The following is a 21,957-nucleotide window of genomic DNA, read 5'->3' on the forward strand; positions in this document are numbered from 1 at the left end:
GCACCCGGATCCGCACCCCGAGCTACCCGCACCTGCAGCAGATCCCTTCGGTGATCAAAGGCAGCATGGTCGCCGACCTCATTGCGTACCTGGGCAGTATCGACTTCGTTATGGCTGACGTGGACCGCTAAGCATGAACAGCACGCTTATCCAAACCGACCGTTTCGCCCTGAGCGAAACCGAGCGCTCGGCCATCGAGCACGAAATGCACCACTACGAGGACCCGCGCGCGGCGTCCATCGAAGCCCTGAAGATCGTCCAGAAGGAACGTGGCTGGGTGCCGGACGGGGCCATCCACGCCATCGGCGAGGTGCTGGGCATCCCGGCCAGCGACGTCGAGGGTGTGGCCACCTTCTACAGCCAGATATTCCGCCAGCCGGTCGGCCGCCACATCATCCGTGTCTGCGACAGCATGGTCTGCTACATCGGCGGCCACGAGTCGGTGGTCAGCCAGATCCAGAGCGAACTGGGCATCGGCCTCGGCCAGACCACCGCCGACGGCCGCTTCACCCTGCTGCCAGTGTGCTGCCTGGGCAACTGCGACAAGGCCCCGGCGCTGATGATCGACGACGACACCTTTGGCGACGTGCAGCCTGCTGGCGTTACCAAACTGCTGGAGGGTTACGTATGACCATCACTTCCTTCGGCCCGGCCAACCGCATTGCGCGTTCGGCCGAAACCCACCCGCTGACCTGGCGCCTGCGTGACGACGGCGAGCCGGTATGGCTGGCCGAGTACCAGGCCAAGAACGGCTACGCTGCCGCGCGCAAGGCACTGGGCGAGATGTCGCAGGACGACATCGTGCAGACCGTCAAGGACTCCGGCCTCAAGGGCCGCGGCGGCGCGGGCTTCCCCACGGGCGTTAAGTGGGGCCTGATGCCCAAAGACGAATCCATGAACATCCGCTACCTGCTGTGCAACGCGGACGAAATGGAACCCAACACCTGGAAGGACCGCATGCTGATGGAGCAACAGCCCCATCTGCTGGTCGAGGGCATGCTGATCAGCGCCCGCGCCCTGAAGGCCTACCGCGGCTACATCTTCCTGCGTGGCGAATACACCACCGCGGCAAAAAACCTCAACCGCGCCATCGATGAAGCCAAGGCCGCCGGCCTGCTGGGCAAGAACATCCTGGGCAGTGGTTTCGATTTCGAGCTGTTCGTGCACACCGGTGCCGGCCGCTACATCTGCGGTGAAGAAACCGCGCTGATCAACTCGCTGGAAGGCCGCCGCGCCAACCCGCGCTCCAAGCCGCCCTTCCCTGCCGCCGTCGGCGTATGGGGCAAGCCGACGTGCGTGAACAACGTCGAAACCCTGTGCAACGTGCCTGCCATCGTCGCCAACGGCAACGACTGGTACAAGTCGCTGGCCCGTGAAGGCAGCGAAGACCACGGCACCAAGCTGATGGGCTTCTCGGGCAAGGTGAAGAACCCGGGCCTGTGGGAACTGCCATTCGGCGTTACCGCCCGCGAGCTGTTCGAGGACTATGCCGGCGGCATGCGCGACGGCTTCAAGCTCAAGTGCTGGCAGCCAGGCGGCGCCGGTACCGGTTTCCTGCTGCCCGAGCACCTCGACGCGCAAATGTATGCCGGCGGCATCGCCAAGGTGGGCACCCGCATGGGTACCGGCCTGGCCATGGCGGTGGACGACAGCGTCAACATGGTTTCGCTGCTGCGCAACATGGAAGAGTTCTTTGCCCGCGAGTCGTGCGGCTGGTGCACCCCATGCCGTGACGGCCTGCCGTGGAGCGTGAAGATGCTGCGCGCACTGGAAAATGGCCAGGGCCGCGCCGAAGACATCGAGACGCTGCTGGGGCTGGTCAACTTCCTCGGCCCTGGCCGTACCTTCTGTGCTCACGCACCGGGTGCCGTCGAGCCGCTGGGCAGTGCCATCAAATACTTCCGCTCGGAGTTCGAGGCCGGCGTGGCGCCTGAAAGCGCTACCAGCCTGCGCCCGAACCTGGCGAAGCCGATTGTGGTCGGCGCGTAACAATACAGACGCGGGTGGTCCGTGCCACCCGCCAGCCTGCAGGCCGGCCCGCATCGAGCGAGGCGTGCCGCAGGCGCACAGATTTCCATTAGCCACGCCCGCTCACGCGGGCCAACGAAGAACTTTGAACAATGGCCACTATCCACGTAGACGGCAAAGCGCTCGAAGTCAACGGTGCAGACAACCTGTTACAGGCGTGTCTGTCGCTAGGCCTCGATATCCCTTATTTCTGCTGGCACCCGGCGCTTGGTAGCGTCGGCGCTTGCCGGCAGTGTGCGGTCAAGCAGTACACCGACGAAAACGACACCCGTGGTCGTATCGTCATGTCCTGCATGACCCCTGCCTCCGACGGCACCTGGATCTCCATCGAAGACGATGAGTCCAAGGCGTTTCGCGCCAGCGTCGTCGAATGGCTGATGACCAACCACCCGCACGACTGCCCGGTATGCGAGGAAGGCGGTCACTGCCACCTGCAGGACATGACGGTAATGACCGGCCACAACGAGCGCCGTTACCGTTTCACCAAGCGTACCCACCAGAACCAGGACCTCGGCCCGTTCATCGCCCATGAGATGAACCGCTGTATCGCCTGCTACCGCTGCGTGCGCTACTACAAGGACTACGCCGGTGGTACCGACCTGGGCGTCTACGGCGCCCACGACAACGTGTACTTCGGCCGCGTCGAAGACGGCGTGCTGGAAAGCGAGTTCTCCGGCAACCTGACCGAGGTCTGCCCGACCGGCGTGTTCACCGACAAGACCCACTCCGAGCGCTACAACCGCAAGTGGGACATGCAGTTCGCCCCAAGCATCTGCCACGGCTGCTCCAGCGGCTGCAACATCAGCCCGGGCGAGCGCTACGGCGAACTGCGCCGGATCGAGAACCGCTTCAACGGCTCGGTCAACCAGTACTTCCTGTGCGACCGTGGCCGCTTCGGTTACGGCTACGTCAACCGCACCGATCGCCCACGCCAGCCACGCCTGGCAGACGGCACCAAGCTGAGCCTGGACGCCGCTCTGGACAAGGCCGCCGACTTGCTGCGTGGCCGTACCATCGTCGGTATCGGCTCGCCACGCGCCAGCCTCGAAAGCAACTACGGCCTGCGTGAGCTGGTCGGCGCCGAGTATTTCTACTCGGGCATGGAAGCCGGCGAACTGGCCCGCGTGCGCCTGGCCCTGAACGTGCTGAACAACAGCCCGCTGCCGGTGCCGACCCTGCGCGACATCGAAGACCACGACGCCGTGTTCGTGCTTGGTGAAGACCTGACCCAGACCGCTGCCCGCGTCGCCCTGGCCGTGCGCCAAGCCACCAAAGGCAAGGCCGAGGCTATGGCCGAAGCAATGAAAGTGCAGCCATGGCTCGACGCCGCGGTGAAGAACATCGGCCAGCACGCGCTGTACCCGCTGTTCATCGCCTCGCTGGCTGAAACCAAGCTGGACGACGTCGCCGAAGAATGTGTGCACGCCGCCCCTGCCGACCTGGCGCGCATCGGTTTCGCGGTGGCCCACGCCATCGACCCGAGCGCACCAGCAGTAGCCGGCCTTGACGACGAAGCCAAGGCCCTGGCCCAGCGCATCGCCGACGCCCTGGTCGCAGCCAAGCGCCCACTGGTGGTTGCCGGTACCTCGCTGGCCGACCCGGCACTGATCGAAGCCGCCGCCAACATCGCCAAGGCCCTGAATCTGCGCGAGAAGAACGGCTCGCTGAGCCTGGTGGTACCTGAAGCCAACAGTATCGGCCTGGCCATGCTCGGTGGCGAGTCCGTCGATGCCGCGCTGGACGCAGTCATCAGCGGCAAGGCCGATGCCATCGTCGTGCTGGAAAACGACCTGTACGCCCGCCTGCCGGCGGCCAAGGTCGATGCAGCCCTGGCTGCGGCCAAGGTGGTGATCGTCGCCGACCACTCGAAAACCCCGACGGTCGACCGTGCCCACCTGGTGCTGCCAGCCGCCTCGTTCGCCGAAGGCGACGGTACCCTGGTCAGCCAGGAAGGCCGTGCCCAGCGCTTCTTCCAGGTGTTCGACCCGCAGTACCTGGACAGCAGCATCCTGGTCCACGAAGGCTGGCGCTGGATGCACGCCCTGCGTGCCACCCTGCTGAACAAGCCGGTCGACTGGACCCAGCTCGACCACGTCACCAGCGCCTGTGCCGAAGCCGCCCCGCAATTGGCCGGCATCGTCAACGCCGCGCCAAGCGCCGCGTTCCGCATCAAGGGCATGAAACTGGCGCGTGAGCCGCTGCGCTACTCCGGCCGTACCGCCATGCGTGCCAACATCAGTGTGCATGAGCCACGCACCCCGCAAGACAAGGACACCGCGTTCGCCTTCTCCATGGAAGGCTACTCGGGTTCGGCCGAACCGCGCCAGCAAGTGCCGTTCGCCTGGTCGCCGGGCTGGAACTCGCCGCAAGCCTGGAACAAGTTCCAGGACGAGGTCGGTGGTCACCTGCGTGCCGGTGACCCGGGCGTACGCCTGATCGAGTCGCAAGGCGACCGCCTGAACTGGTTCAACGCCATTCCGGGCGCGTTCAACCCGGCCCGTGGTACCTGGACTGCCGTGCCGTTCTTCCACCTGTTCGGCAGCGAAGAAAGCTCCTCGCGCGCCGCTCCGGTGCAACAGCGCATCCCGGCTGCCTACGTGGCCCTGGCCAAGTCCGAAGCCGATCGCCTGGGCGTCAACGAAGGTGCGCTGCTGAGCCTGACCGTGGCCGGTGTGGCCCTGCGCCTGCCGCTGCGCATCAATGAAGAGCTGGGCGCAGGCCTGGTCGCGTTGCCGAAAGGCCTGGCCGGTATCCCGCCTGCCATCTTCGGTGCATCCATCGAAGGCCTGCAGGAGGCAGCACAATGAGCTGGTTCACCCCCGAAGTGATCGATGTGATCATTCAGGTCGTCAAGGCCATTGTGGTGCTGCTGGCCGTAGTGGTCTGCGGCGCGCTGCTGAGCTTTGTCGAACGTCGCCTGCTGGGCTGGTGGCAGGACCGCTACGGTCCGAACCGTGTCGGCCCGTTCGGCATGTTCCAGATCGCTGCCGACATGCTGAAGATGTTCTTCAAGGAGGACTGGAACCCGCCCTTCGTCGACCGCATGATCTTCACCCTGGCCCCGGTCGTGGCCATGAGCGCGCTGCTGATCGGCTTCTCGATCATCCCGATCACACCGGGCTGGGGCGTCGCCGACCTGAACATCGGCCTGCTGTTCTTCTTCGCCATGGCCGGGCTTTCTGTTTATGCAGTGCTCTTTGCCGGCTGGTCGTCGAACAACAAGTACGCCCTGCTGGGCAGCTTGCGTGCTTCGGCACAGACCGTGTCGTACGAGGTGTTCCTGGGCCTGGCGCTGATGGGCGTGGTGGTGCAGGTGGGTTCGTTCAACATGCGCGACATCGTTGAATACCAGGCCCAGAACCTGTGGTTCATCATTCCGCAGTTCTTCGGCTTCTGCACCTTCTTCATCGCTGGCGTCGCCGTGACCCACCGTCACCCGTTCGACCAGCCGGAAGCGGAACAGGAACTGGCTGACGGCTACCACATCGAGTATGCCGGCATGAAATGGGGCATGTTCTTCGTCGGTGAGTACATCGGCATCATCCTCATCTCGGCGCTGCTGGTAACCCTGTTCTTCGGCGGCTGGCACGGCCCGTTCGGCATCCTGCCGCAACTGCCGTTCCTGTGGTTTGCCCTGAAGACCGCGTTCTTCATCATGCTGTTCATCCTGCTGCGCGCCTCGATCCCGCGCCCACGCTATGACCAGGTGATGGACTTCAGCTGGAAGTTCTGCCTGCCGCTGACCCTGATCAATTTGCTGGTGACCGCTGCGATCGTGCTCTACAACACGCCAGCCGTCGCGGCCCAGTGAGGATTTGACCCATGTTCAAGTATATCGGCGACATCGTTAAGGGCACCGGCACCCAGCTGCGCAGCCTGGCAATGGTGTTCTCCCACGGGTTCCGCAAGCGCGACACCCTGCAGTACCCCGAAGAACCCGTGTACCTGCCGCCGCGCTACCGCGGCCGCATCGTCCTCACTCGCGACCCCGACGGCGAGGAGCGCTGCGTGGCGTGCAACCTCTGCGCGGTGGCCTGCCCGGTTGGCTGCATCTCGCTGCAGAAGGCCGAGACCGACGACGGACGCTGGTACCCGGAGTTCTTCCGCATCAACTTCTCGCGCTGCATTTTCTGCGGCCTGTGCGAGGAGGCGTGCCCGACCACCGCGATCCAGCTGACTCCGGATTTCGAAATGGCCGAGTTCAAGCGTCAGGACCTGGTGTACGAGAAAGAAGATCTGCTGATCTCCGGCCCCGGCAAGAACCCTGACTACAACTTCTACCGTGTTGCGGGTATGGCGATCGCTGGCAAGCCGAAAGGCTCTGCACAGAACGAAGCCGAGCCGATCAACGTGAAGAGCTTGCTCCCATAAGGACAGAAAGATGGAATTCGCTTTCTACTTCGCATCCGGGATCGCCGTGGTCTCCACCCTTCGGGTGGTTACCGGCACCAACCCTGTGCACGCCCTGCTCTACCTGATCATTTCGCTGATTTCCGTGGCGATGATCTTCTTCTCCCTCGGTGCGCCGTTCGCGGGCGCCCTGGAAGTGATCGCCTACGCCGGCGCCATCATGGTGCTGTTCGTGTTCGTGGTGATGATGCTCAACCTGGGGCCGGCCTCGGTCGCCCAGGAACGCGGATGGCTCAAGCCCGGCATCTGGGCAGGGCCGGTCATTCTCGGCGCCCTGCTGCTGCTGGAGCTGCTGTACGTGCTGTTCGTCACCCCGAGTGGCGCCGGCATCAGCGGTACCACCGTGGGCCCGAAAGAAGTGGGCATCAGCCTGTTCGGCCCGTACCTGCTGGTGGTCGAACTGGCGTCGATGCTGCTGCTGGCCGCGGCTGTCACCGCCTTCCACCTGGGCCGAAACGAGGCGAAGGAGTAAATCATGGGTGCTATCCCTCTCGAGCATGGTCTGGCGGTCGCCGGCATCCTGTTCTGCTTAGGTCTGGTTGGCCTGATGGTCCGCCGCAACATCCTCTTCGTGCTCATGAGCCTGGAAGTCATGATGAACGCTTCTGCCCTGGCGTTCGTCGTCGCCGGTGCCCGTTGGGTGCAGCCCGACGGCCAGGTGATGTTCATTCTGGTGATCAGCCTGGCGGCCGCCGAGGCCAGTATCGGCCTGGCCATCCTGCTGCAGCTGTATCGCCGCTTCCACACTCTCGACATCGATGCTGCCAGTGAGATGCGCGGATGAACCTTATCTTCCTGACTTTCGTCTTCCCCCTGATCGGCTTCCTGCTGCTGTCGTTCTCGCGCGGGCGGTTCTCGGAGAACCTGTCCGCCCTGATCGGCGTCGGCTCGGTGGGCCTGTCGGCCGCCGTGGCCGCCTACGTCATCTGGCAGTTTAACGTCGCCCCGCCTGAAGGCGGCGCGTACAGCCAGCTGCTGTGGCAGTGGATGTCGGTGGATGGCTTTGCGCCAAACTTCACCCTGTACGTGGATGGCCTGTCGGTCACCATGCTCGGCGTGGTCACCGGCGTCGGCTTCCTGATCCACCTGTTCGCGTCCTGGTACATGCGTGGCGAAGCCGGCTACTCGCGCTTCTTCTCGTACACCAACCTGTTCATCGCCAGCATGCTGTTCCTGATCCTGGGCGATAACCTGCTGTTCATCTACTTTGGCTGGGAAGGCGTGGGCCTGTGCTCGTACCTGTTGATCGGCTTCTATTACAGCAACCGCAACAACGGTAACGCGGCACTCAAGGCGTTCATCGTCACCCGAATCGGCGACGTGTTCATGGCCATCGGCCTGTTCATCCTGTTCGCCCAGCTGGGTACCCTGAACGTGCAGGAACTGCTGGTGCTGGCACCGCAGAAGTTCCAGGCGGGCGACACCTGGATGGTGCTGGCAACCCTGATGCTGCTGGGTGGTGCGGTCGGTAAATCGGCCCAGCTGCCACTGCAGACCTGGCTTGCCGACGCAATGGCTGGCCCGACGCCGGTTTCGGCACTGATCCACGCTGCAACCATGGTGACCGCGGGCGTGTACCTGATCGCCCGTACCAACGGCCTGTTCCTGCTGGCGCCGGACATCCTGCACCTGGTTGGCGTGGTGGGTGGCGTGACGCTGGTACTGGCCGGCTTCGCCGCGCTGGTGCAAACCGACATCAAGCGTATCCTGGCCTACTCGACCATGAGCCAGATCGGCTACATGTTCCTGGCCCTGGGCGTTGGTGCCTGGGACGCGGCAATCTTCCACCTGATGACCCACGCCTTCTTCAAGGCCCTGCTGTTCCTTGCTTCCGGTGCGGTGATCGTTGCCTGCCACCACGAGCAGAACATCTTCAAGATGGGCGGCCTGTGGAAGAAACTGCCGCTGGCCTACGCCAGCTTCGTGGTCGGTGGTGCTGCCCTGGCGGCCCTGCCGATCGTGACCGTGGGCTTCTACTCCAAGGACGAGATCCTCTGGGAAGCCTTCGCCAGCGGCAATACCGGCCTGCTGTACGCCGGCCTGGTGGGCGCGTTCATGACCTCGCTGTACACCTTCCGCCTGATCTTCATCGCCTTCCACGGCGAAGCCAAGACCGAAGCCCACGCCGGCCACGGCATCAGCCACTGGCTGCCGCTGGGCGTGCTGATCGTGCTGTCGACCTTCGTCGGCGCCTGGATCACCCCGCCGCTGGCAGGTGTGCTGCCACAAAGCGCCGGCCACGCCGGTGGCGAAGCCAAGCACGCGCTGGAGATCACCTCGGGTGCCATCGCCATCGCCGGCATCCTGCTCTCGGCCCTGCTGTTCCTGGGCAAGCGCAGCTTCGTCAGCGCAGTGGCCAACAGCAGCATCGGCCGGGTCCTGTCGGCCTGGTGGTTCGCTGCCTGGGGCTTCGACTGGATCTACGACAAGCTGTTCGTCAAACCTTACCTGCTGATCTGCCACATCCTGCGCAAGGACCCGGTGGACCGCAGCATCGGCCTGATCCCTCGCATGGCTCGCGGCGGCAACGTTGCCATGAGCAAGACCGAGACCGGCCAGCTGCGCTGGTACACCGCCTCGATCGCCGTCGGCGCCGTACTGGTGCTGGGCGCTGTGGTAGTGGCTGCGGTATGACTATGAAGAACCTTGCGACTTTGCCAAAGGAAACCAACCCGTCATGATTTTGCCTTGGCTGATCCTGATTCCTTTCATCGGCGGCCTTCTGTGCTGGCTGGGTGAGCGCTTCGGCGCCACCCTGCCGCGCTGGATCGCACTGCTGACCATGTCTCTGCTGCTGGGTATCGGCCTGTGGCTGTGGGCCCACGGCGACTACACCCTGGCCCCGGCACCGGGCGCCGAACCGCACTGGGCACTCGAATACAAAGTCGAGTGGATCAAGCGCTTCGGCATCAGCATCCACCTGGCCCTCGACGGCCTGTCGCTGCTGATGATCCTGCTCACCGGCCTGCTCGGTGTGCTGTCGGTACTGTGCTCCTGGAAAGAAATCCAGCGCCACGTCGGCTTCTTCCACCTCAACCTGATGTGGATCCTGGGCGGCGTGGTCGGTGTGTTCCTGGCGCTGGACCTGTTCCTGTTCTTCTTCTTCTGGGAAATGATGCTGGTGCCGATGTACTTCCTCATCGCGCTCTGGGGTCACAGCTCGGCAGACGGCAAGAAGACCCGGATCTACGCGGCGACCAAGTTCTTCATCTTCACCCAGGCCAGCGGCCTGATCATGCTGGTGGCGATCCTTGGCCTGGTGCTGGTGAACTACAACACCACCGGGGTGCTCACCTTCAACTACAGCGACTTGCTCAAGGCCGAACTGCCGGCTGGCGTCGAGTACGTGCTGATGCTGGGCTTCTTCATCGCCTTTGCGGTGAAACTGCCGGTGGTGCCATTCCACTCCTGGCTGCCTGACGCTCACGCCCAGGCACCGACTGCAGGCTCCGTGGACCTGGCGGGCATCTTGCTGAAGACCGCAGCCTACGGCCTGCTGCGCTTCGCCCTGCCGCTGTTCCCGAATGCCTCGGCAGAGTTTGCGCCCATCGCCATGACCCTGGGCCTGATCGGTATCTTCTACGGTGCTTTCCTGGCCTTCGCGCAAACCGACATCAAGCGCCTGATCGCCTTCTCCAGCGTCTCGCACATGGGCTTCGTGCTGATCGGCATCTACTCCGGCAGCCAGCAGGCCCTGCAAGGCGCGGTGATCCAGATGCTGGCCCACGGCCTGTCGGCAGCCGCGCTGTTCATCCTGTCCGGCCAGTTGTACGAGCGCCTGCACACCCGTGACATGCGTCAGATGGGTGGCCTGTGGCACCGCATCGCGTACCTGCCGGCTATCAGCCTGTTCTTCGCCGCCGCATCGCTGGGCCTGCCAGGCACCGGCAACTTCGTTGGCGAGTTCCTGATCCTGATCGGCAGCTTCGCCCACGTGCCCTGGATCACCGTGATCGCCACCACCGGCCTGGTCTTCGGCTCGGTGTACTCGCTGATCATGATCCACCGCGCCTACTTCGGCCCAGCCAAGAGCGACACCGTGCTGGCCGGCATGGACGGCCGCGAGATGATCATGGTGCTGGGCCTGGCGGGGCTGCTGATTCTGCTGGGCGTGTATCCGCAGCCGTTCCTCGACACCTCTGCCGCCACCATGAGTGGTGTGCAGCAGTGGCTCGGTTCCGCTTTCACTCAACTCGCTTCGGCCCGGTAAGAGCGCTATGGAATTCACCACTCAACACTTCATCGCATTGGCGCCGATGCTGATCACCACCATCACCACCGTGGTGGTGATGCTGGCGATCGCCTGGAAGCGCAACCACTCGCAGACCTTCCTGCTGTCCACCGTGGGCCTCAACCTGGCCCTGCTGTCGATCTTGCCGGCGCTGAAAGTCGCGCCGCTGGCGGTCACCCCGCTGATCACCATCGACAAGTTCGCCTGCCTGTACATGGCGATCATCCTGGTGGCGACGCTGGCCTGCGTCACCCTTGCCCACGCCTACCTCGGCGAAGGCTCCAAAGGCTTCCCGGGCAACCGTGAAGAACTGTACCTGCTGCTGCTGATGTCGGCCCTCGGTGGCCTGGTGCTGGTCAGCGCCAACCACCTGGCCGGCCTGTTCATCGGCCTGGAGCTGCTGTCGGTACCGGTCTACGGCCTGGTGGCGTATGCCTTCTTCAACAAGCGATCACTGGAAGCCGGCATCAAGTACATGGTGCTGTCGGCTGCGGGCTCGGCCTTCCTGCTGTTCGGCATGGCGCTGCTGTACGCCGACGCCGGCAGCCTGAGCTTCGACCAGATCGGCAAGGCCCTGGCTACCACCAGCATGCCAAGCCTGGTGGCCCAGCTGGGCCTGGGCATGATGCTGGTCGGCCTGGCCTTCAAGCTGTCGCTGGTACCCTTCCACCTGTGGACCCCGGACGTGTACGAAGGCGCCCCGGCGCCGGTCGCCGCGTTCCTGGCCACCGCCAGCAAGGTCGCGGTATTTGCCGTGGTCGTGCGCCTGTTCATGCTCTCCCCTGCTGCCAGCAGCGGCGCGCTGAGCACCGTGCTGGCTGTGATCGCCGTGGCCTCGATCCTGATCGGCAACCTGCTGGCGCTGACCCAGAGCAACCTCAAGCGCCTGCTGGGTTACTCGTCCATCGCCCACTTCGGCTACCTGGTCATTGCCCTGGTCGCCAGCAAGGGCCTGGCACTGGAAGCCATGGGCGTATACCTGGTCACCTACGTGATCACCAGCCTGGGCGCCTTCGGTGTCATCACCCTGATGTCCTCGCCTTATGGCGGCCGTGACGCCGATGCACTGTACGAGTACCGCGGCCTGTTCTGGCGCCGCCCGTACCTGACCGCGGTACTGACCGTGATGATGCTGTCGCTGGCGGGTATCCCGCTGACCGCCGGCTTCATCGGCAAGTTCTACATCATCGCCACCGGCGTCGAGTCGCACCTGTGGTGGCTGGTCGGTGCCCTGGTGATCGGTAGCGCCATTGGCGTGTACTACTACCTGCGTGTCATGGTCACCTTGTACCTGGTCGAGCCGAACCTGCGTCGCCACGACGCCCCGCTGAAATGGGAACAGCGCACCGGCGGCGTCATGCTGCTGGCCATCGCCATTCTCGCCTTCGTGCTGGGTGTCTACCCGCAACCGCTGCTGGAAATGGTCCAGCAGGCAGGCCTGCAACTGATCGGCTGACCTGTCCGGCAAAAAAACAAAGACACCCCGCACCTGCGGGGTGTTTTTTTATCTGCGCGGTTTTTATCTGCACGTGCGTCTATCTACATCCAATAGCCGCCTCACTCCTCCGCGTAGCCGGGGGCTGCCGCAGGCAGCGCGGCCTTGCGCAGATCACCATAGGCCGAAGGCAGGTAAACTTCGGGGTTGGGCATGCCACTTGGCGAAAGTTCATGGGTCATTTCGAACTCGGCGCGTACCGACCAGCCACATGCCTCGGTGGTGCATTGCAGATAGGCGATTCGCAGGAAAATGTGGCGGCCTTCACTTGTGCGTATGCGCATGCGGCTGTGGCAATGCGGGCAAACCAGTTTGTAAGTACTCACGGCAAGTACCTGCAGGCACTGTTCAGGCCACTATTCTGTGAGAATGATCGTTCAACTGTGTCAGTATTACCTGCAAAGGCTGACCTATTCTTCGGTTGGGTGTTGCTCATTGCAAAGTGCTCCTTGATACGCAGGGATGTATTCGTAACGAGTAGTTTAAGCCCATGAAATATCATTAAACCAGTCATGGATATCTGTTATGAGTACTCACGTACTTGCAGCTGTGCTCACCCGCCTCAAGCTGCTGACCGGCGCGCAGTCCGATGCCGAACTTTCCCGCAAGCTGTCGATCAGCCCGCAGACGCTGAGCAGTTGGAAAGTCCGCGACAGCGTGCCGTACTCCCTGTGCGTAGATATCGCCAGGCAGCATGCGTGTTCCCTTGACTGGTTGCTGCTAGGTGAAATGGCCCCCGGCCCAGGGCTCCAAGGTGATGGTGACTGGGAACGCGAGATGCTCGAACGGCTGAGGGCATTGTCGCCAGGTGATCGCCAGGCCACCCTGCTGTTCATCAAGGACAGGCAGCGCATCCAGCAGCTGGAGCAACGGATAAGCGAGCTGACCCTCCACTTGCCCACTATCGGCGGTGGCTAACCTCGACGCCGCCAGCGCTGAATGATTTCCCGCAGGTCCAGCGTGTCGAGCCAGACCATGACCTTGAGACTGATGGGAATCACCACCACGGCGGCAACGAATGCCGACATGCCCCGGGTCAGCAAGGGCGCCAATGATGACACCAGCGGTTCGAACAGGTAGCCCACCCCCACGGTCACGAACACCAGCAGCAGTTTCTTGCCAAGCGTCAGGCGCCTGGCCTTGTTGGTGATCAACCGGTCGCGCGCCGCGCCCACCAGCAGTGCCCCCAGCAGGGCGGCAAACAGTACACTGCCGTCCACCCTCAGCAGTTCCAACAATGCGGGCGACAAGGTGCCGGACAGCGATGCCTCAGCCATGCGCCGCCCTCCGCTGCGGTACACGAAGGTCGGCAGTCGAACCCAGGCTGTGCATGACCGCTGCCTCCACAAACCGGATGTAGCACACGCCCAAGGCTCGCCCAGGGTCATGCCCGGCCACATCCGCCAGGCGCTTGTAGCCCCGCGCACGCAGCACCGCTCGCCAGTGGGCGAATTCACGTGCCGCACCGATGACAGCGCATCGTGCCGCCACTTCCAGCGCGGCATCACCGACTTGGCGCTGCAGCCTGAGGCGCTCACGCAATGTGCCCAGGTCCACTTTTGGCCAGAACGGGTCATGGCAATCGGCAAAGCGCGGTAGCCGAGGATCGCTGCTCATGATTATCCCCTCACTGTCCGGCCAGCATGCCGTAACGAATGGCCTTGATCACCGCCGCCACGCGGGTGGGCACATCGAACTTGCGCAGGATGTTGGACACATGGAAGTTCACTGTCGACTCCCGGCACTCGAGGATCTGCCCGATCTCCCAGGAGCTTTTGCCGTACGCACACCACAACAGGACTTGCTGTTCACGTGGCGTCAGGCGAACCGGAGCGTCCGCCAAGGGTTGCTGCGAGTGTCGGGTCTTGTCAGTCATGTTTGAGCTCCACGGGTGATTGCGAGGCATCGCTGCCGATCTGCAGTCACCTTACGAAGCGCACGCCGCACGCCACCACTACGGCGGACTGTAAAGAAACTTCGTACAAAACTGTTTGATGAAGGTTGCGCGAAATTTGCTGACTTTCTTCGTGCTCCAAGCGGCATTTCGCTCGTCTCAACGCCGTTGTTCATTCGCCTATCGCCTGGAGTCGTACAATGCGTTGCGTTTTGCCCTTCTCGTCCTGCCTTGGCCTGCTGGCTGCTTTTGGCAGCGCTCAGCCCGCCTTGGCGGCATCTTCGGTCGAACTGGGCCAGGTGCTGATCACCGATGAGGAACAGAACGACCTGACGGCAGCCAGCGAACGCCTGCGCGAAGTGCCGGGTGCCAGCAATCTGGTGGATATGCAGCGCGTAGGGCAAGGCCGGGTGGCCAGCAACCAGGACGTGCTGGCCTACCAGCCTGGCGTGTTCGCGCAATCGGCGGGCAACGACGGCATCAAGCTGTCGATCCGCGGCTCGGGTATCAACCGTGCGCCGGGCGCGCACGGTTCCGGGGTGTACACCATGTTCGACGGGCTGCCGCTGACCGGCCCGGGCGGTACGCCCTACGAGCTGTTCGAGCCGCTGTGGCTAAGCCGTGCCGAAGTACTGCGCGGCGCCAATGGCTTCGACCAGGGCGCGCTGGCACTGGGTGGCGCCATCAACTACGTCACCCATACCGGGTACGACGCAGCACCGCTGCAGGTGCGCTACGAGGTCGGCAGCCGCGGCTACCAGCACCGGCATATCAGTTCCGGGCAGGTACTGGGCAACCTCGATTACTACGTGGCCCTGACCGATTCCGAGTATGACGGTTACCAGGCGCACAGCAGCGGCAGCGCCAAAGGCATTGCCGCCAATGTCGGCTACCGCTTCAACCCCAACCTGGAAACCCGTTTCTACCTTCGCTACCGGGAAACCCGGAACGAACTGGCCGGGCGCCTGACCAAGGACCAGATCAAGCACCATCCGCGCGCGGCCAACCCTGCCTATCTGGCCCGCGACGACAGCCGCCCTCAACCGGGCAGCACCTGGGTCGGCAACAAGACCACCTTCTACCTCGAAGATGACGCGCGTCTGGAAGCCGGCCTGGTTTACCATGACTACCCGATGGACCTTCGCGAAGGCCCGATGCGCCTGAAAGTGGCTTACACCGATGTCAGCGGTACGCTCAACTATTTCCGCCGCGACACCCTGTTCGGCCACGAAAGCAAGACTACCGTGGGCTGGCGTACCACCAAGCACCTGCCCAACAGCGGCGCTTCGCAGTTCGCGCGCAATGGCGACGTGTTCGGTGCACGTACCCGCGATTTCACTTACCAGGGTTCCGACACCGTGGTGCATGCCGGCAACGACCTGGAGCTGGTGCCCAACCTGTGGCTGACCACCGGCCTGGCAATGATCTACACCCGCCGCGAGAGTGACGTCACCTACCCTGCCGAAGGTGGCAAGGTGAGCATGCATGACTGGGACTATGCACCACGCCTGGGGCTGCGCTACGACATCCGCCCAGACCTGCAGGTCTACGGCAACCTCAGCCGTTCGGTAGAGCCACCCCACCCGTGGTCGCTGATCTGGAGCTCGCCAAGCGTCGGCGGCAAGCAGATCCAGCCCATCGAGATGCAGAACCAGACTGCCACCACCCTGGAACTGGGCGCCCGTGGCGACTCCGCGCTCGGCAGCTGGGACCTGGCCTGGTACTACTCGCAGGTGCGCCATGAACTGCTGGCCGTGGAAGTGGTGCCGAATTTCACGTCGGAATTCAACGCCAGCGCTACCGTGCATCAGGGCGTCGAGGCAGGCCTGGACAGCACCCTGTGGGAACGTGCCGGCACTGGCAGGCTCAGCCTGCGCCAGGCCTACACCTTCAGCGACTTCCATTACCGTGATGACGACAAGTTTGGCGACAACCTCCTGCCCGGCATCCCGATGCACTACTACCAGGCCGAACTGCGCTACGACTGGCCAAGCGGCTTCTATGCCGGAATCAACACGCAGATGGCGTCGAAAGTGCAGGTGGACTATGCCAACAGCTACCACGCCGACGAATATGCCTTGCTTGGCGCGCGCCTGGGCTGGGATTCGCCGAAGCAGGACTGGCAGACCTGGCTGGACCTGCGCAACCTGACCAACAAGCGGTATGCGGCGACAGTGACGCCTGCCTACAACGACGCCGGTAACGACAACGCCCGCTCGACGCCGGGTGAAGGGTTTGGCGTGTATGCCGGGGTTTCCTACAGCTTCCGCTAACCACCCAGGGCCAGTCAGCGCGGGTCATTGTAGGAGCGGCCTTGTGTCGCGAAAGGGCCGCAGAGCGGCCCCGGGACTTTAGCGTTGATGCACCTATTGCCGGGGCCGCGTTGCGGCCCTTTCGCGACACAAGGCCGCTCCTAGAGGGGTTGTGTGCTAGCCAATCAAACCGCCCGGTTCAACTTCACCCACGAAGCGAACTTGTCGACAAACGCCTGCAAGAACGGCCGGGTCTTGTCGTTGAGTTTGCCCGAGTCTTCGAACAGGCTGGCCGCCCCGCCGATATAGGCTTCGGGCATTTGCATGCACGGCATGTCGAGAAACACCAGCGACTGGCGCACCGCATGGTTGGCGCCAAAACCACCAATCGCCCCCGGCGACACACTCACCACCGCAGTCGGCTTGCCACTCCAGGCGCTTTGCCCGTAGGGCCGTGAGCCCACATCGATGGCATTCTTGAGGCAACCCGGCACCGAGCGGTTGTACTCCGGGGTGACGAACAGCACCGCATCGCTACGGCGGATCTCGTCGCGAAAGCGCTTCCATGTTTCAGGGGGCGCGTCGGCCTCGACATCCTCGTTGTACAGGGGCAAATCGCCAATTTCGACTATTTTCAGGGCAAGGCTGGACGGCGCCAGCTCCGAAAGTGCGCGGGCGACCTTGCGGTTGTACGAATCCTTGCGCAAGCTGCCGACTACAACCGCTACCGAATACACCTGGCTCATGGGCAATTCCAACCTTTGCTGGGTAAAGGGACGTTGTAGTTATAGATGACCGTTCCTCGGCGCTTTGGTTTTTTTTCCTTCAAGGGAAAACTTCCAGCGCTGTTCAACGGTCTATGTCCACAGACATTTCCTACGTAATTCAGAGGTTTCCACCCAAATGGCAGCAGTAATGGTCGGCCAGTTCCACGCCCGTGACGCCGAAGGCCGTATCTACCCCGTGCACGAGTTCCAGGAGTCGACCCTGCAACACGACGGCAGCACGCTGGGCGCCCCTATCACCACCTACCGCCTGGCCATCGGCGACAAGGTCAACCACCTGGGTGACAACCGCTTTGAATTGGCGCGCAGCGGCGTCGAGATCACGCGCATTCCTTGATGCAATCCACCGTGTAGCAGCCACTGTCGTTCTGCAGGCCATGCACGTCCGCGACAAAACCGGGGAAGCCCTGGTTGAATGCCCGGGCGAAAGCCAGGTAGTCGACTATCGAGCGGGTCGCCTCGGTGAACCGCTCCCCCGGCATGATCAACGGAATACCAGGCGGGTACGGCACCAGCATCACCGCCGCCACACGCCCCAGCAGCGCCTCGATCGGCACCGCCTCGACTTCGCCACGCACCATCAGGTCATAGGCCCGCGCCGGGCTTACTGCTACTTCCGGCAAGCGCGTGAACAGCCGCTTCAGCTGCTTGGCCGTGGCATTGGCGCGGTAACAGCCATGCAGCTGGTCGCACAGGTCGCGCAGCCCCATGCCCTGGTAGCGTGAGGCATCGGCAGCCACCACGCTGGGCAGGCAACTCCCCAAAGCAGCATTGCCGTCATAGTGGCGTTTGAATTCCAGCAGTTCGGTGAGCAGCGTGCTCCATTTGCCTTTGGTGATGCCCATGGAGAACAGCACCAGGAAGCTGTACAGGCCGGTTTTCTCCACCACCAGGCCCCGCTCCCACAGAAACTTGCTGACCACCGCTGCCGGGATTCCCTGCTCGCCCAGCGCCCCGCCTGCGCTCAAGCCCGGCATCACCAGGGTCACCTTGAGGGGATCAAGCAGCACATAGTCGTCCGCCACCTCGCCAAAACCATGCCACTCGGCCCCTGGGTGCAGCAACCAGTCCTGCGCGGCCAGGCGGTGGATACCTTCGGCGCTCGGCGGCTGCCAGATGCTGAACCACCAGTCATCTGCGGCAATGTGCTCACGCAGGTTGGCAAGGGCACGGCGGAAACTCAGCGCCTCATCGAACATCTCCTGCAACAGCGAGCGCCCGGCCGGCCCTTCCATCATGGTAGAGGCCACGTCCAGCGAGGCGAGGATGCTGTACTGCGGCGAAGTCGAAATGTGCATCATGAACGCTTCGTTGAAACGGTCACGGTCCAGTTGGCGCCTGGCCCCCTCTTGAACGTGGATCATCGAGGCCTGGCTGAACGCGGCCAGCAGCTTGTGAGTGGAATGGGTGCTGAACACCAGCGGGCTGTCCGCGGCGCAGGCAGTGCCCATGGCATAGCGCCCGGTGAAAAACTCGTGGAACGCCGCGTAGGCAAACCAGGCCTCGTCGAAATGCAGCACCTCGACACTGGCGCCCAGGGCTTGCTTGATCAACCCGGCGTGATAGCACAGGCCGTCGTAGGTGGAGTTGGTCACCACCGCCAGCTTGATGCGCTGCCCGCGATCACGGGCCAGGGGGTTGGCCTGGATTTTCGCCTGGATCGCCTCGGGGCCGAATTCGCTGAGCGGGATCGGGCCGATGATGCCCAGCTCGTTGCGCTCGGGGCACAGGTACAGCGGAATGGCGCCGGTCATGATGATCGCGTGCACCACCGACTTGTGGCAGTTGCGGTCCACCAGTACCAGGTCGTCGCGGCCGACCATCGCGTGCCAGACGATCTTGTTGGCGGTGGAGGTGCCATTGATGACGAAGAAGGTGTGGTCGGCACCGAAGTTGCGCGCCGCCCTGGCCTCGGCTTCGGCCAGCGGCCCGGTGTGGTCGAGCAGCGAGCCTAGCTCCGGCACCGAAACCGACAGGTCCGAGCGCAAGGTGTTTTCCCCGAAGAACTGATGAAATGCCTGGCCCACCGGGCTTTTTCGATAGGCGACGCCGCCGCCATGGCCGGGCGTATGCCAGGAATAGTTGGACTGCGCGGTGTGCTGCACCAGTGCCTTGAAGAAGGGTGGCAGCAGGCCATCGAGGTAGATATGTGCGGCGCGTGCCACCTGGCGGGCAAGGAACGGCACGGTGTCTTCGAACAGGTAGAGGATGCCGCGCAGCTGGTTGAGCTCGCTCATGGCTTCGGCGGGGGCGTTTTCCAGGGTCACCTGCTCACCCAGCGCGAAAATCGGCAGGTTGGGCGCGCGCAGGCGAGCCAGGCGGATCAGCTCGGCCATGTTCTGCAGCAGGTGGGTGTTCTCGCCGGCACCTTCTGCAGCGATCAGCATGCACGCCAGGCCGTGGTGGGTGGCAGCGACCAGACGCGCTTCGGCAAGGTCGGCGGCCTTGATGACCGCGAAGCCGTCCTGGCTCAATTCCTCGGCGATGCCCCGCACGCGCTCGCCGGCAACGCTGTCGGCCTTGATGGCGCGGTGGACGATGAGGATGGGGAACTTGAGGTCCTTGTACATCAGGTGGCTACCTCCGAAGGACATGTAGTCCTGATGAGGGTAGTTGTAGGAGCGGCCTTGCGTCGCGAAAGGGCCGCGCAGCGGCCCCAAAAATTTCACAGGCGACGCAAAAATTGCCGGGGCTGCTGCACAGCCCTTTCGCGACGCAAGGCCGCTCCTACAGGGATCGCATCGCCTGCGGCAAAATTGTTAACCCGCAGGCATCTCGGTAAGGGCCTGCCACATGGATGGCCCGCCCGCCGACTTGGCTATGGCCGCCAGCCGCTCGGCATGAGCCTCCAGCTCTTCGGCACTGGCCATGATCACCCGTCCCGGCGCACGCCCGGTAATCCGGCGAATCTCGCTGCCGCCCTGGCCGTCGTCGCCCTCGGCGTCAGCCCCATGCCCGGCCAGCGAAAGGCTGGTCTGGCCACCGGTCATTGCCAGGTAGACGTCAGCCAGCAGTTCCGAGTCGAGCAGTGCGCCGTGCAGCTCACGGCCCGAGTTGTCGATGTCGTAGCGCTTGCACAGCGCATCGAGGCTGTTGCGTTGCCCGGGGTGGCGCGAGCGCGCCAGCAGCAAGGTGTCGAGGATGGTGCAATGCTGGGCGATGTCGGCACGGCCCTGCTGGCCAAGCAGGGCAAATTCGTTGTTGATGAAGCCAACGTCGAACGCCGCGTTGTGGATGACCAGCGTGGCGCCTTCGATGAATTCGAAGAACTCCTCGGCCACATCGCCAAAGCGCGGCTTGCCGACCAGGAAGGTATCGGTAATGCCGTGGACGTTGATGGCGCCCTCGTCGCTCTCGCGGTCCGGCTGCAGGTAGACGTGGAAGTGCCGCCCGGTCAGCCGCCGGCCGATCACCTCGACACAACCGATCTCGATGATCCGGTGGCCTTCGCTGACCGGCATGCCCGTGGTTTCGGTATCGAGGATGACGAACCGTTTATCTTGCTGCTGCTCCACGCGGGGCGCTCCAACTTGCATCAGTTTCAAAGGCGGCGAGTATACCCCAAGCGCCTCAGCGCTGGGCGCGCACCTCATCGACACCACGGTTGGCCAGCTGGTCGGCACGCTCGTTGCCGGGGTGGCCGATGTGGCCGCGCACCCACTTCCAGGTCACCTTGTGGCGATTGACCTGCTCATCAAGCTGCTGCCACAGGTCGGCGTTCTTCACCGGCTCTTTGGCTGCGGTCTTCCAGCCGCGCTTCTTCCAGTTGACCATCCATTCGTTGATGCCCTTCATCACGTACTGCGAGTCGGTGGTCAGCACCACCTCGCATTCGCGCTTCAACGCCATCAGCCCCTGGATCGCAGCCATCAGCTCCATGCGGTTGTTGGTGGTATCGCGCTCGCCGCCCCACAGTTCCTTCTCGACGCCCTTGTAGATCATCAGGACCCCCCAGCCACCCGGGCCAGGGTTGCCCTTGCAGGCGCCGTCGGTAAACATTTCGATGCTATCGCTCATGTACCACTCATGTTCAGTGCTTTTCAGTGTCCGGGTTGGCCGCCGTACGATTGACCTTGGCCAGTGGCAGCGGCAGCAGCTTGCCCATGGGTTCGCGGCGCTCCGGGCGTAACGGCCGCAGGCCGACCACCATCTTGCGCGCCACCAGCAGGTACACCCCGCCGCCAGCGCCCTGCCAGCCGCCGGCTAGCCGTTCCCAGCCCTCCAGGCGTTGCTGCCAGGCCGGTGAGGCAAGCGGCGGACGATAGCACCCGAAGCGGCGTTTCTCCAGCGCGAAGCCCAGCAGGTTCAGCCAGTCGCCCACCCGTGACGCCGAGATGCAGCGCGCCTTGCGCAATGCGCCGTGGCTGAAGAAGTGACGCATGCCCCAGCTGCTCCACGGGTTGATGCCAACGATCAGCAGGTGCCCGCCCGGGCGCACCGCACTGGCGGCCTCGCGCAGCAGGCCATGGGGTGACAGGCAGAAGTCCAGGCCGTGCTGCAGCACCACCACGTCGGCGGCATGCTCGCTGAGCGGCCAGGCCTGCTCCTCGCACACTATCTCCACCCCCGGCAGGGGTGCGCCGAGGCGCACGTTGCGCTGGACCTGGGGGGCGCTGGGCGGCGGCTCGGCGCCTGGCCCGTAGTGCACAAGATAACCACCAAAGAAGCGCCCGAGCTCTTCTTCCAGCAGTTTTTCCTCCTCCTTGAGCATCAGCTGGCCGAGTGGGCCGTTGAACCACTCACGGGCCAGGCTGATCAGCTTGACCCAGTCCGGGTCGGCCTGGGCAAAGGCTTGGTCGGTCATTGCGCTCTCCCTCGAAGGTTCTCGCACCGCGCCATCGCGGCTAAGATGGCCACATGTG

At 63.7% G+C, this 21,957-nt stretch carries 23 protein-coding genes; 14 read left to right on the plus strand and 9 right to left on the minus strand.

Features of this window, described 5'->3' with window-relative positions; genetic code table 11:
• The 11 genes from HP546_RS06420 to nuoN all read left to right on the plus strand — a co-directional run.
• The coding region (locus HP546_RS06420; RefSeq protein ID WP_372242416.1) for a hypothetical protein at window positions 1-131 on the plus strand (131 nt) is incomplete at its 5' end.
• 2 nt (window positions 132-133) lie between these two features.
• Complete coding sequence (gene nuoE / locus HP546_RS06425; protein ID WP_012273294.1) at window positions 134-631, plus strand: NADH-quinone oxidoreductase subunit NuoE; 498 nt, start codon at window positions 134-136, stop codon at window positions 629-631.
• Window positions 628-1,989 carry an NADH-quinone oxidoreductase subunit NuoF gene (gene nuoF / locus HP546_RS06430; RefSeq protein ID WP_172221299.1) on the plus strand — a complete coding sequence of 454 codons (1,362 nt, stop codon included), beginning with the start codon at window positions 628-630 and terminating at the stop codon, window positions 1,987-1,989. The genes nuoE and nuoF overlap by 4 nt, the downstream gene beginning before the upstream one ends.
• Before the next feature lie 131 nt (window positions 1,990-2,120).
• Window positions 2,121-4,835, plus strand: a complete 2,715-nt coding sequence (nuoG, locus tag HP546_RS06435) for an NADH-quinone oxidoreductase subunit NuoG (RefSeq protein ID WP_172221302.1) — start codon at window positions 2,121-2,123, stop codon at window positions 4,833-4,835.
• Window positions 4,832-5,839, plus strand: a complete 1,008-nt coding sequence (nuoH, locus tag HP546_RS06440) for an NADH-quinone oxidoreductase subunit NuoH (protein WP_172221305.1) — start codon at window positions 4,832-4,834, stop codon at window positions 5,837-5,839. The genes nuoG and nuoH overlap by 4 nt, the downstream gene beginning before the upstream one ends.
• A gap of 11 nt (window positions 5,840-5,850) precedes the next feature.
• Complete coding sequence (gene nuoI, locus HP546_RS06445; protein WP_172221308.1) at window positions 5,851-6,399, plus strand: NADH-quinone oxidoreductase subunit NuoI; 549 nt, start codon at window positions 5,851-5,853, stop codon at window positions 6,397-6,399.
• 10 nt (window positions 6,400-6,409) lie between these two features.
• On the plus strand, window positions 6,410-6,910 hold the full coding sequence (nuoJ, locus tag HP546_RS06450; RefSeq protein ID WP_172221311.1) for an NADH-quinone oxidoreductase subunit J: 501 nt from the start codon (window positions 6,410-6,412) through the stop codon (window positions 6,908-6,910).
• Window positions 6,911-6,913: 3 nt separating this feature from the next.
• Window positions 6,914-7,222, plus strand: a complete 309-nt coding sequence (nuoK, locus tag HP546_RS06455) for an NADH-quinone oxidoreductase subunit NuoK (RefSeq protein ID WP_003251446.1) — start codon at window positions 6,914-6,916, stop codon at window positions 7,220-7,222.
• Complete coding sequence (gene nuoL, locus HP546_RS06460) at window positions 7,219-9,072, plus strand: NADH-quinone oxidoreductase subunit L (RefSeq protein ID WP_172221314.1); 1,854 nt, start codon at window positions 7,219-7,221, stop codon at window positions 9,070-9,072. The genes nuoK and nuoL overlap by 4 nt, the downstream gene beginning before the upstream one ends.
• A 43-nt stretch (window positions 9,073-9,115) precedes the next feature.
• Window positions 9,116-10,648 carry an NADH-quinone oxidoreductase subunit M gene (gene nuoM, locus HP546_RS06465; protein ID WP_172221317.1) on the plus strand — a complete coding sequence of 511 codons (1,533 nt, stop codon included), beginning with the start codon at window positions 9,116-9,118 and terminating at the stop codon, window positions 10,646-10,648.
• 7 nt (window positions 10,649-10,655) lie between these two features.
• Window positions 10,656-12,125 carry an NADH-quinone oxidoreductase subunit NuoN gene (gene nuoN, locus HP546_RS06470; RefSeq protein ID WP_172221320.1) on the plus strand — a complete coding sequence of 490 codons (1,470 nt, stop codon included), beginning with the start codon at window positions 10,656-10,658 and terminating at the stop codon, window positions 12,123-12,125.
• Window positions 12,126-12,226: 101 nt separating this feature from the next.
• Here the strand turns inward: nuoN and HP546_RS06475 are convergent, their stop codons facing one another.
• Complete coding sequence (locus HP546_RS06475) at window positions 12,227-12,490, minus strand: ogr/Delta-like zinc finger family protein (RefSeq protein WP_172221323.1); 264 nt, start codon at window positions 12,488-12,490, stop codon at window positions 12,227-12,229.
• 199 nt (window positions 12,491-12,689) lie between these two features.
• Here HP546_RS06475 and HP546_RS06480 point away from each other — a divergent pair, with 199 nt between their 5' ends.
• The gene (locus HP546_RS06480; protein ID WP_172221326.1) at window positions 12,690-13,082 is read left to right on the plus strand and encodes a helix-turn-helix domain-containing protein; all 393 of its coding nucleotides are present in this window, start codon (window positions 12,690-12,692) and stop codon (window positions 13,080-13,082) included.
• Here HP546_RS06480 and HP546_RS06485 read toward each other — a convergent pair.
• The 3 genes from HP546_RS06485 to HP546_RS06495 are packed head-to-tail and all read right to left on the minus strand — an operon-like array spanning window position 13,079 to window position 14,040.
• The gene (locus tag HP546_RS06485; RefSeq protein ID WP_172221329.1) at window positions 13,079-13,441 is read right to left on the minus strand and encodes a hypothetical protein; all 363 of its coding nucleotides are present in this window, start codon (window positions 13,439-13,441) and stop codon (window positions 13,079-13,081) included. The two genes, HP546_RS06480 and HP546_RS06485, sit on opposite strands and share 4 nt — an antisense overlap.
• Window positions 13,434-13,781, minus strand: a complete 348-nt coding sequence (locus tag HP546_RS06490) for a head completion/stabilization protein (protein ID WP_172221333.1) — start codon at window positions 13,779-13,781, stop codon at window positions 13,434-13,436. Before HP546_RS06490 ends, HP546_RS06485 begins: the two co-directional genes overlap by 8 nt.
• Window positions 13,782-13,791: 10 nt before the next feature.
• Window positions 13,792-14,040: a helix-turn-helix domain-containing protein gene (locus HP546_RS06495; RefSeq protein ID WP_172221336.1), complete on the minus strand. Its 249-nt coding sequence runs from the start codon at window positions 14,038-14,040 to the stop codon at window positions 13,792-13,794.
• Window positions 14,041-14,258: 218 nt separating this feature from the next.
• Here HP546_RS06495 and HP546_RS06500 point away from each other — a divergent pair, with 218 nt between their 5' ends.
• Window positions 14,259-16,331: a TonB-dependent receptor domain-containing protein gene (locus HP546_RS06500; RefSeq protein ID WP_172221339.1), complete on the plus strand. Its 2,073-nt coding sequence runs from the start codon at window positions 14,259-14,261 to the stop codon at window positions 16,329-16,331.
• A gap of 164 nt (window positions 16,332-16,495) precedes the next feature.
• Here HP546_RS06500 and chrR read toward each other — a convergent pair whose 3' ends face one another.
• Window positions 16,496-17,056 carry a class I chromate reductase ChrR gene (chrR, locus tag HP546_RS06505; RefSeq protein ID WP_172221342.1) on the minus strand — a complete coding sequence of 187 codons (561 nt, stop codon included), beginning with the start codon at window positions 17,054-17,056 and terminating at the stop codon, window positions 16,496-16,498.
• Window positions 17,057-17,213: 157 nt separating this feature from the next.
• On the opposite strand from chrR, the gene HP546_RS06510 reads away from it, so the two are divergent.
• Complete coding sequence (locus HP546_RS06510; protein WP_172221345.1) at window positions 17,214-17,432, plus strand: hypothetical protein; 219 nt, start codon at window positions 17,214-17,216, stop codon at window positions 17,430-17,432.
• Here the strand turns inward: HP546_RS06510 and HP546_RS06515 are convergent.
• The 4 genes from HP546_RS06515 to HP546_RS06530 form a co-directional block, all read right to left on the minus strand.
• On the minus strand, window positions 17,416-19,665 hold the full coding sequence (locus tag HP546_RS06515; RefSeq protein WP_172221366.1) for an Orn/Lys/Arg decarboxylase N-terminal domain-containing protein: 2,250 nt from the start codon (window positions 19,663-19,665) through the stop codon (window positions 17,416-17,418). The genes HP546_RS06510 and HP546_RS06515 overlap by 17 nt on opposite strands.
• Before the next feature lie 189 nt (window positions 19,666-19,854).
• Complete coding sequence (gene dnaQ, locus HP546_RS06520) at window positions 19,855-20,610, minus strand: DNA polymerase III subunit epsilon (RefSeq protein WP_172221348.1); 756 nt, start codon at window positions 20,608-20,610, stop codon at window positions 19,855-19,857.
• Window positions 20,611-20,665: 55 nt separating this feature from the next.
• Window positions 20,666-21,112 (minus strand): ribonuclease HI, encoded by a 447-nt coding sequence (rnhA, locus tag HP546_RS06525; protein WP_172221351.1) that lies wholly within the window; start codon window positions 21,110-21,112, stop codon window positions 20,666-20,668.
• A gap of 13 nt (window positions 21,113-21,125) precedes the next feature.
• The gene (locus HP546_RS06530) at window positions 21,126-21,899 is read right to left on the minus strand and encodes a class I SAM-dependent methyltransferase (protein ID WP_172221354.1); all 774 of its coding nucleotides are present in this window, start codon (window positions 21,897-21,899) and stop codon (window positions 21,126-21,128) included.
• Between the last annotated feature and the right edge of the window lie 58 nt (window positions 21,900-21,957).

Origin of the sequence: Pseudomonas sp. CM25 (assembly GCF_013179705.1) — a bacterium.
GTDB lineage: Bacteria > Pseudomonadota > Gammaproteobacteria > Pseudomonadales > Pseudomonadaceae > Aquipseudomonas.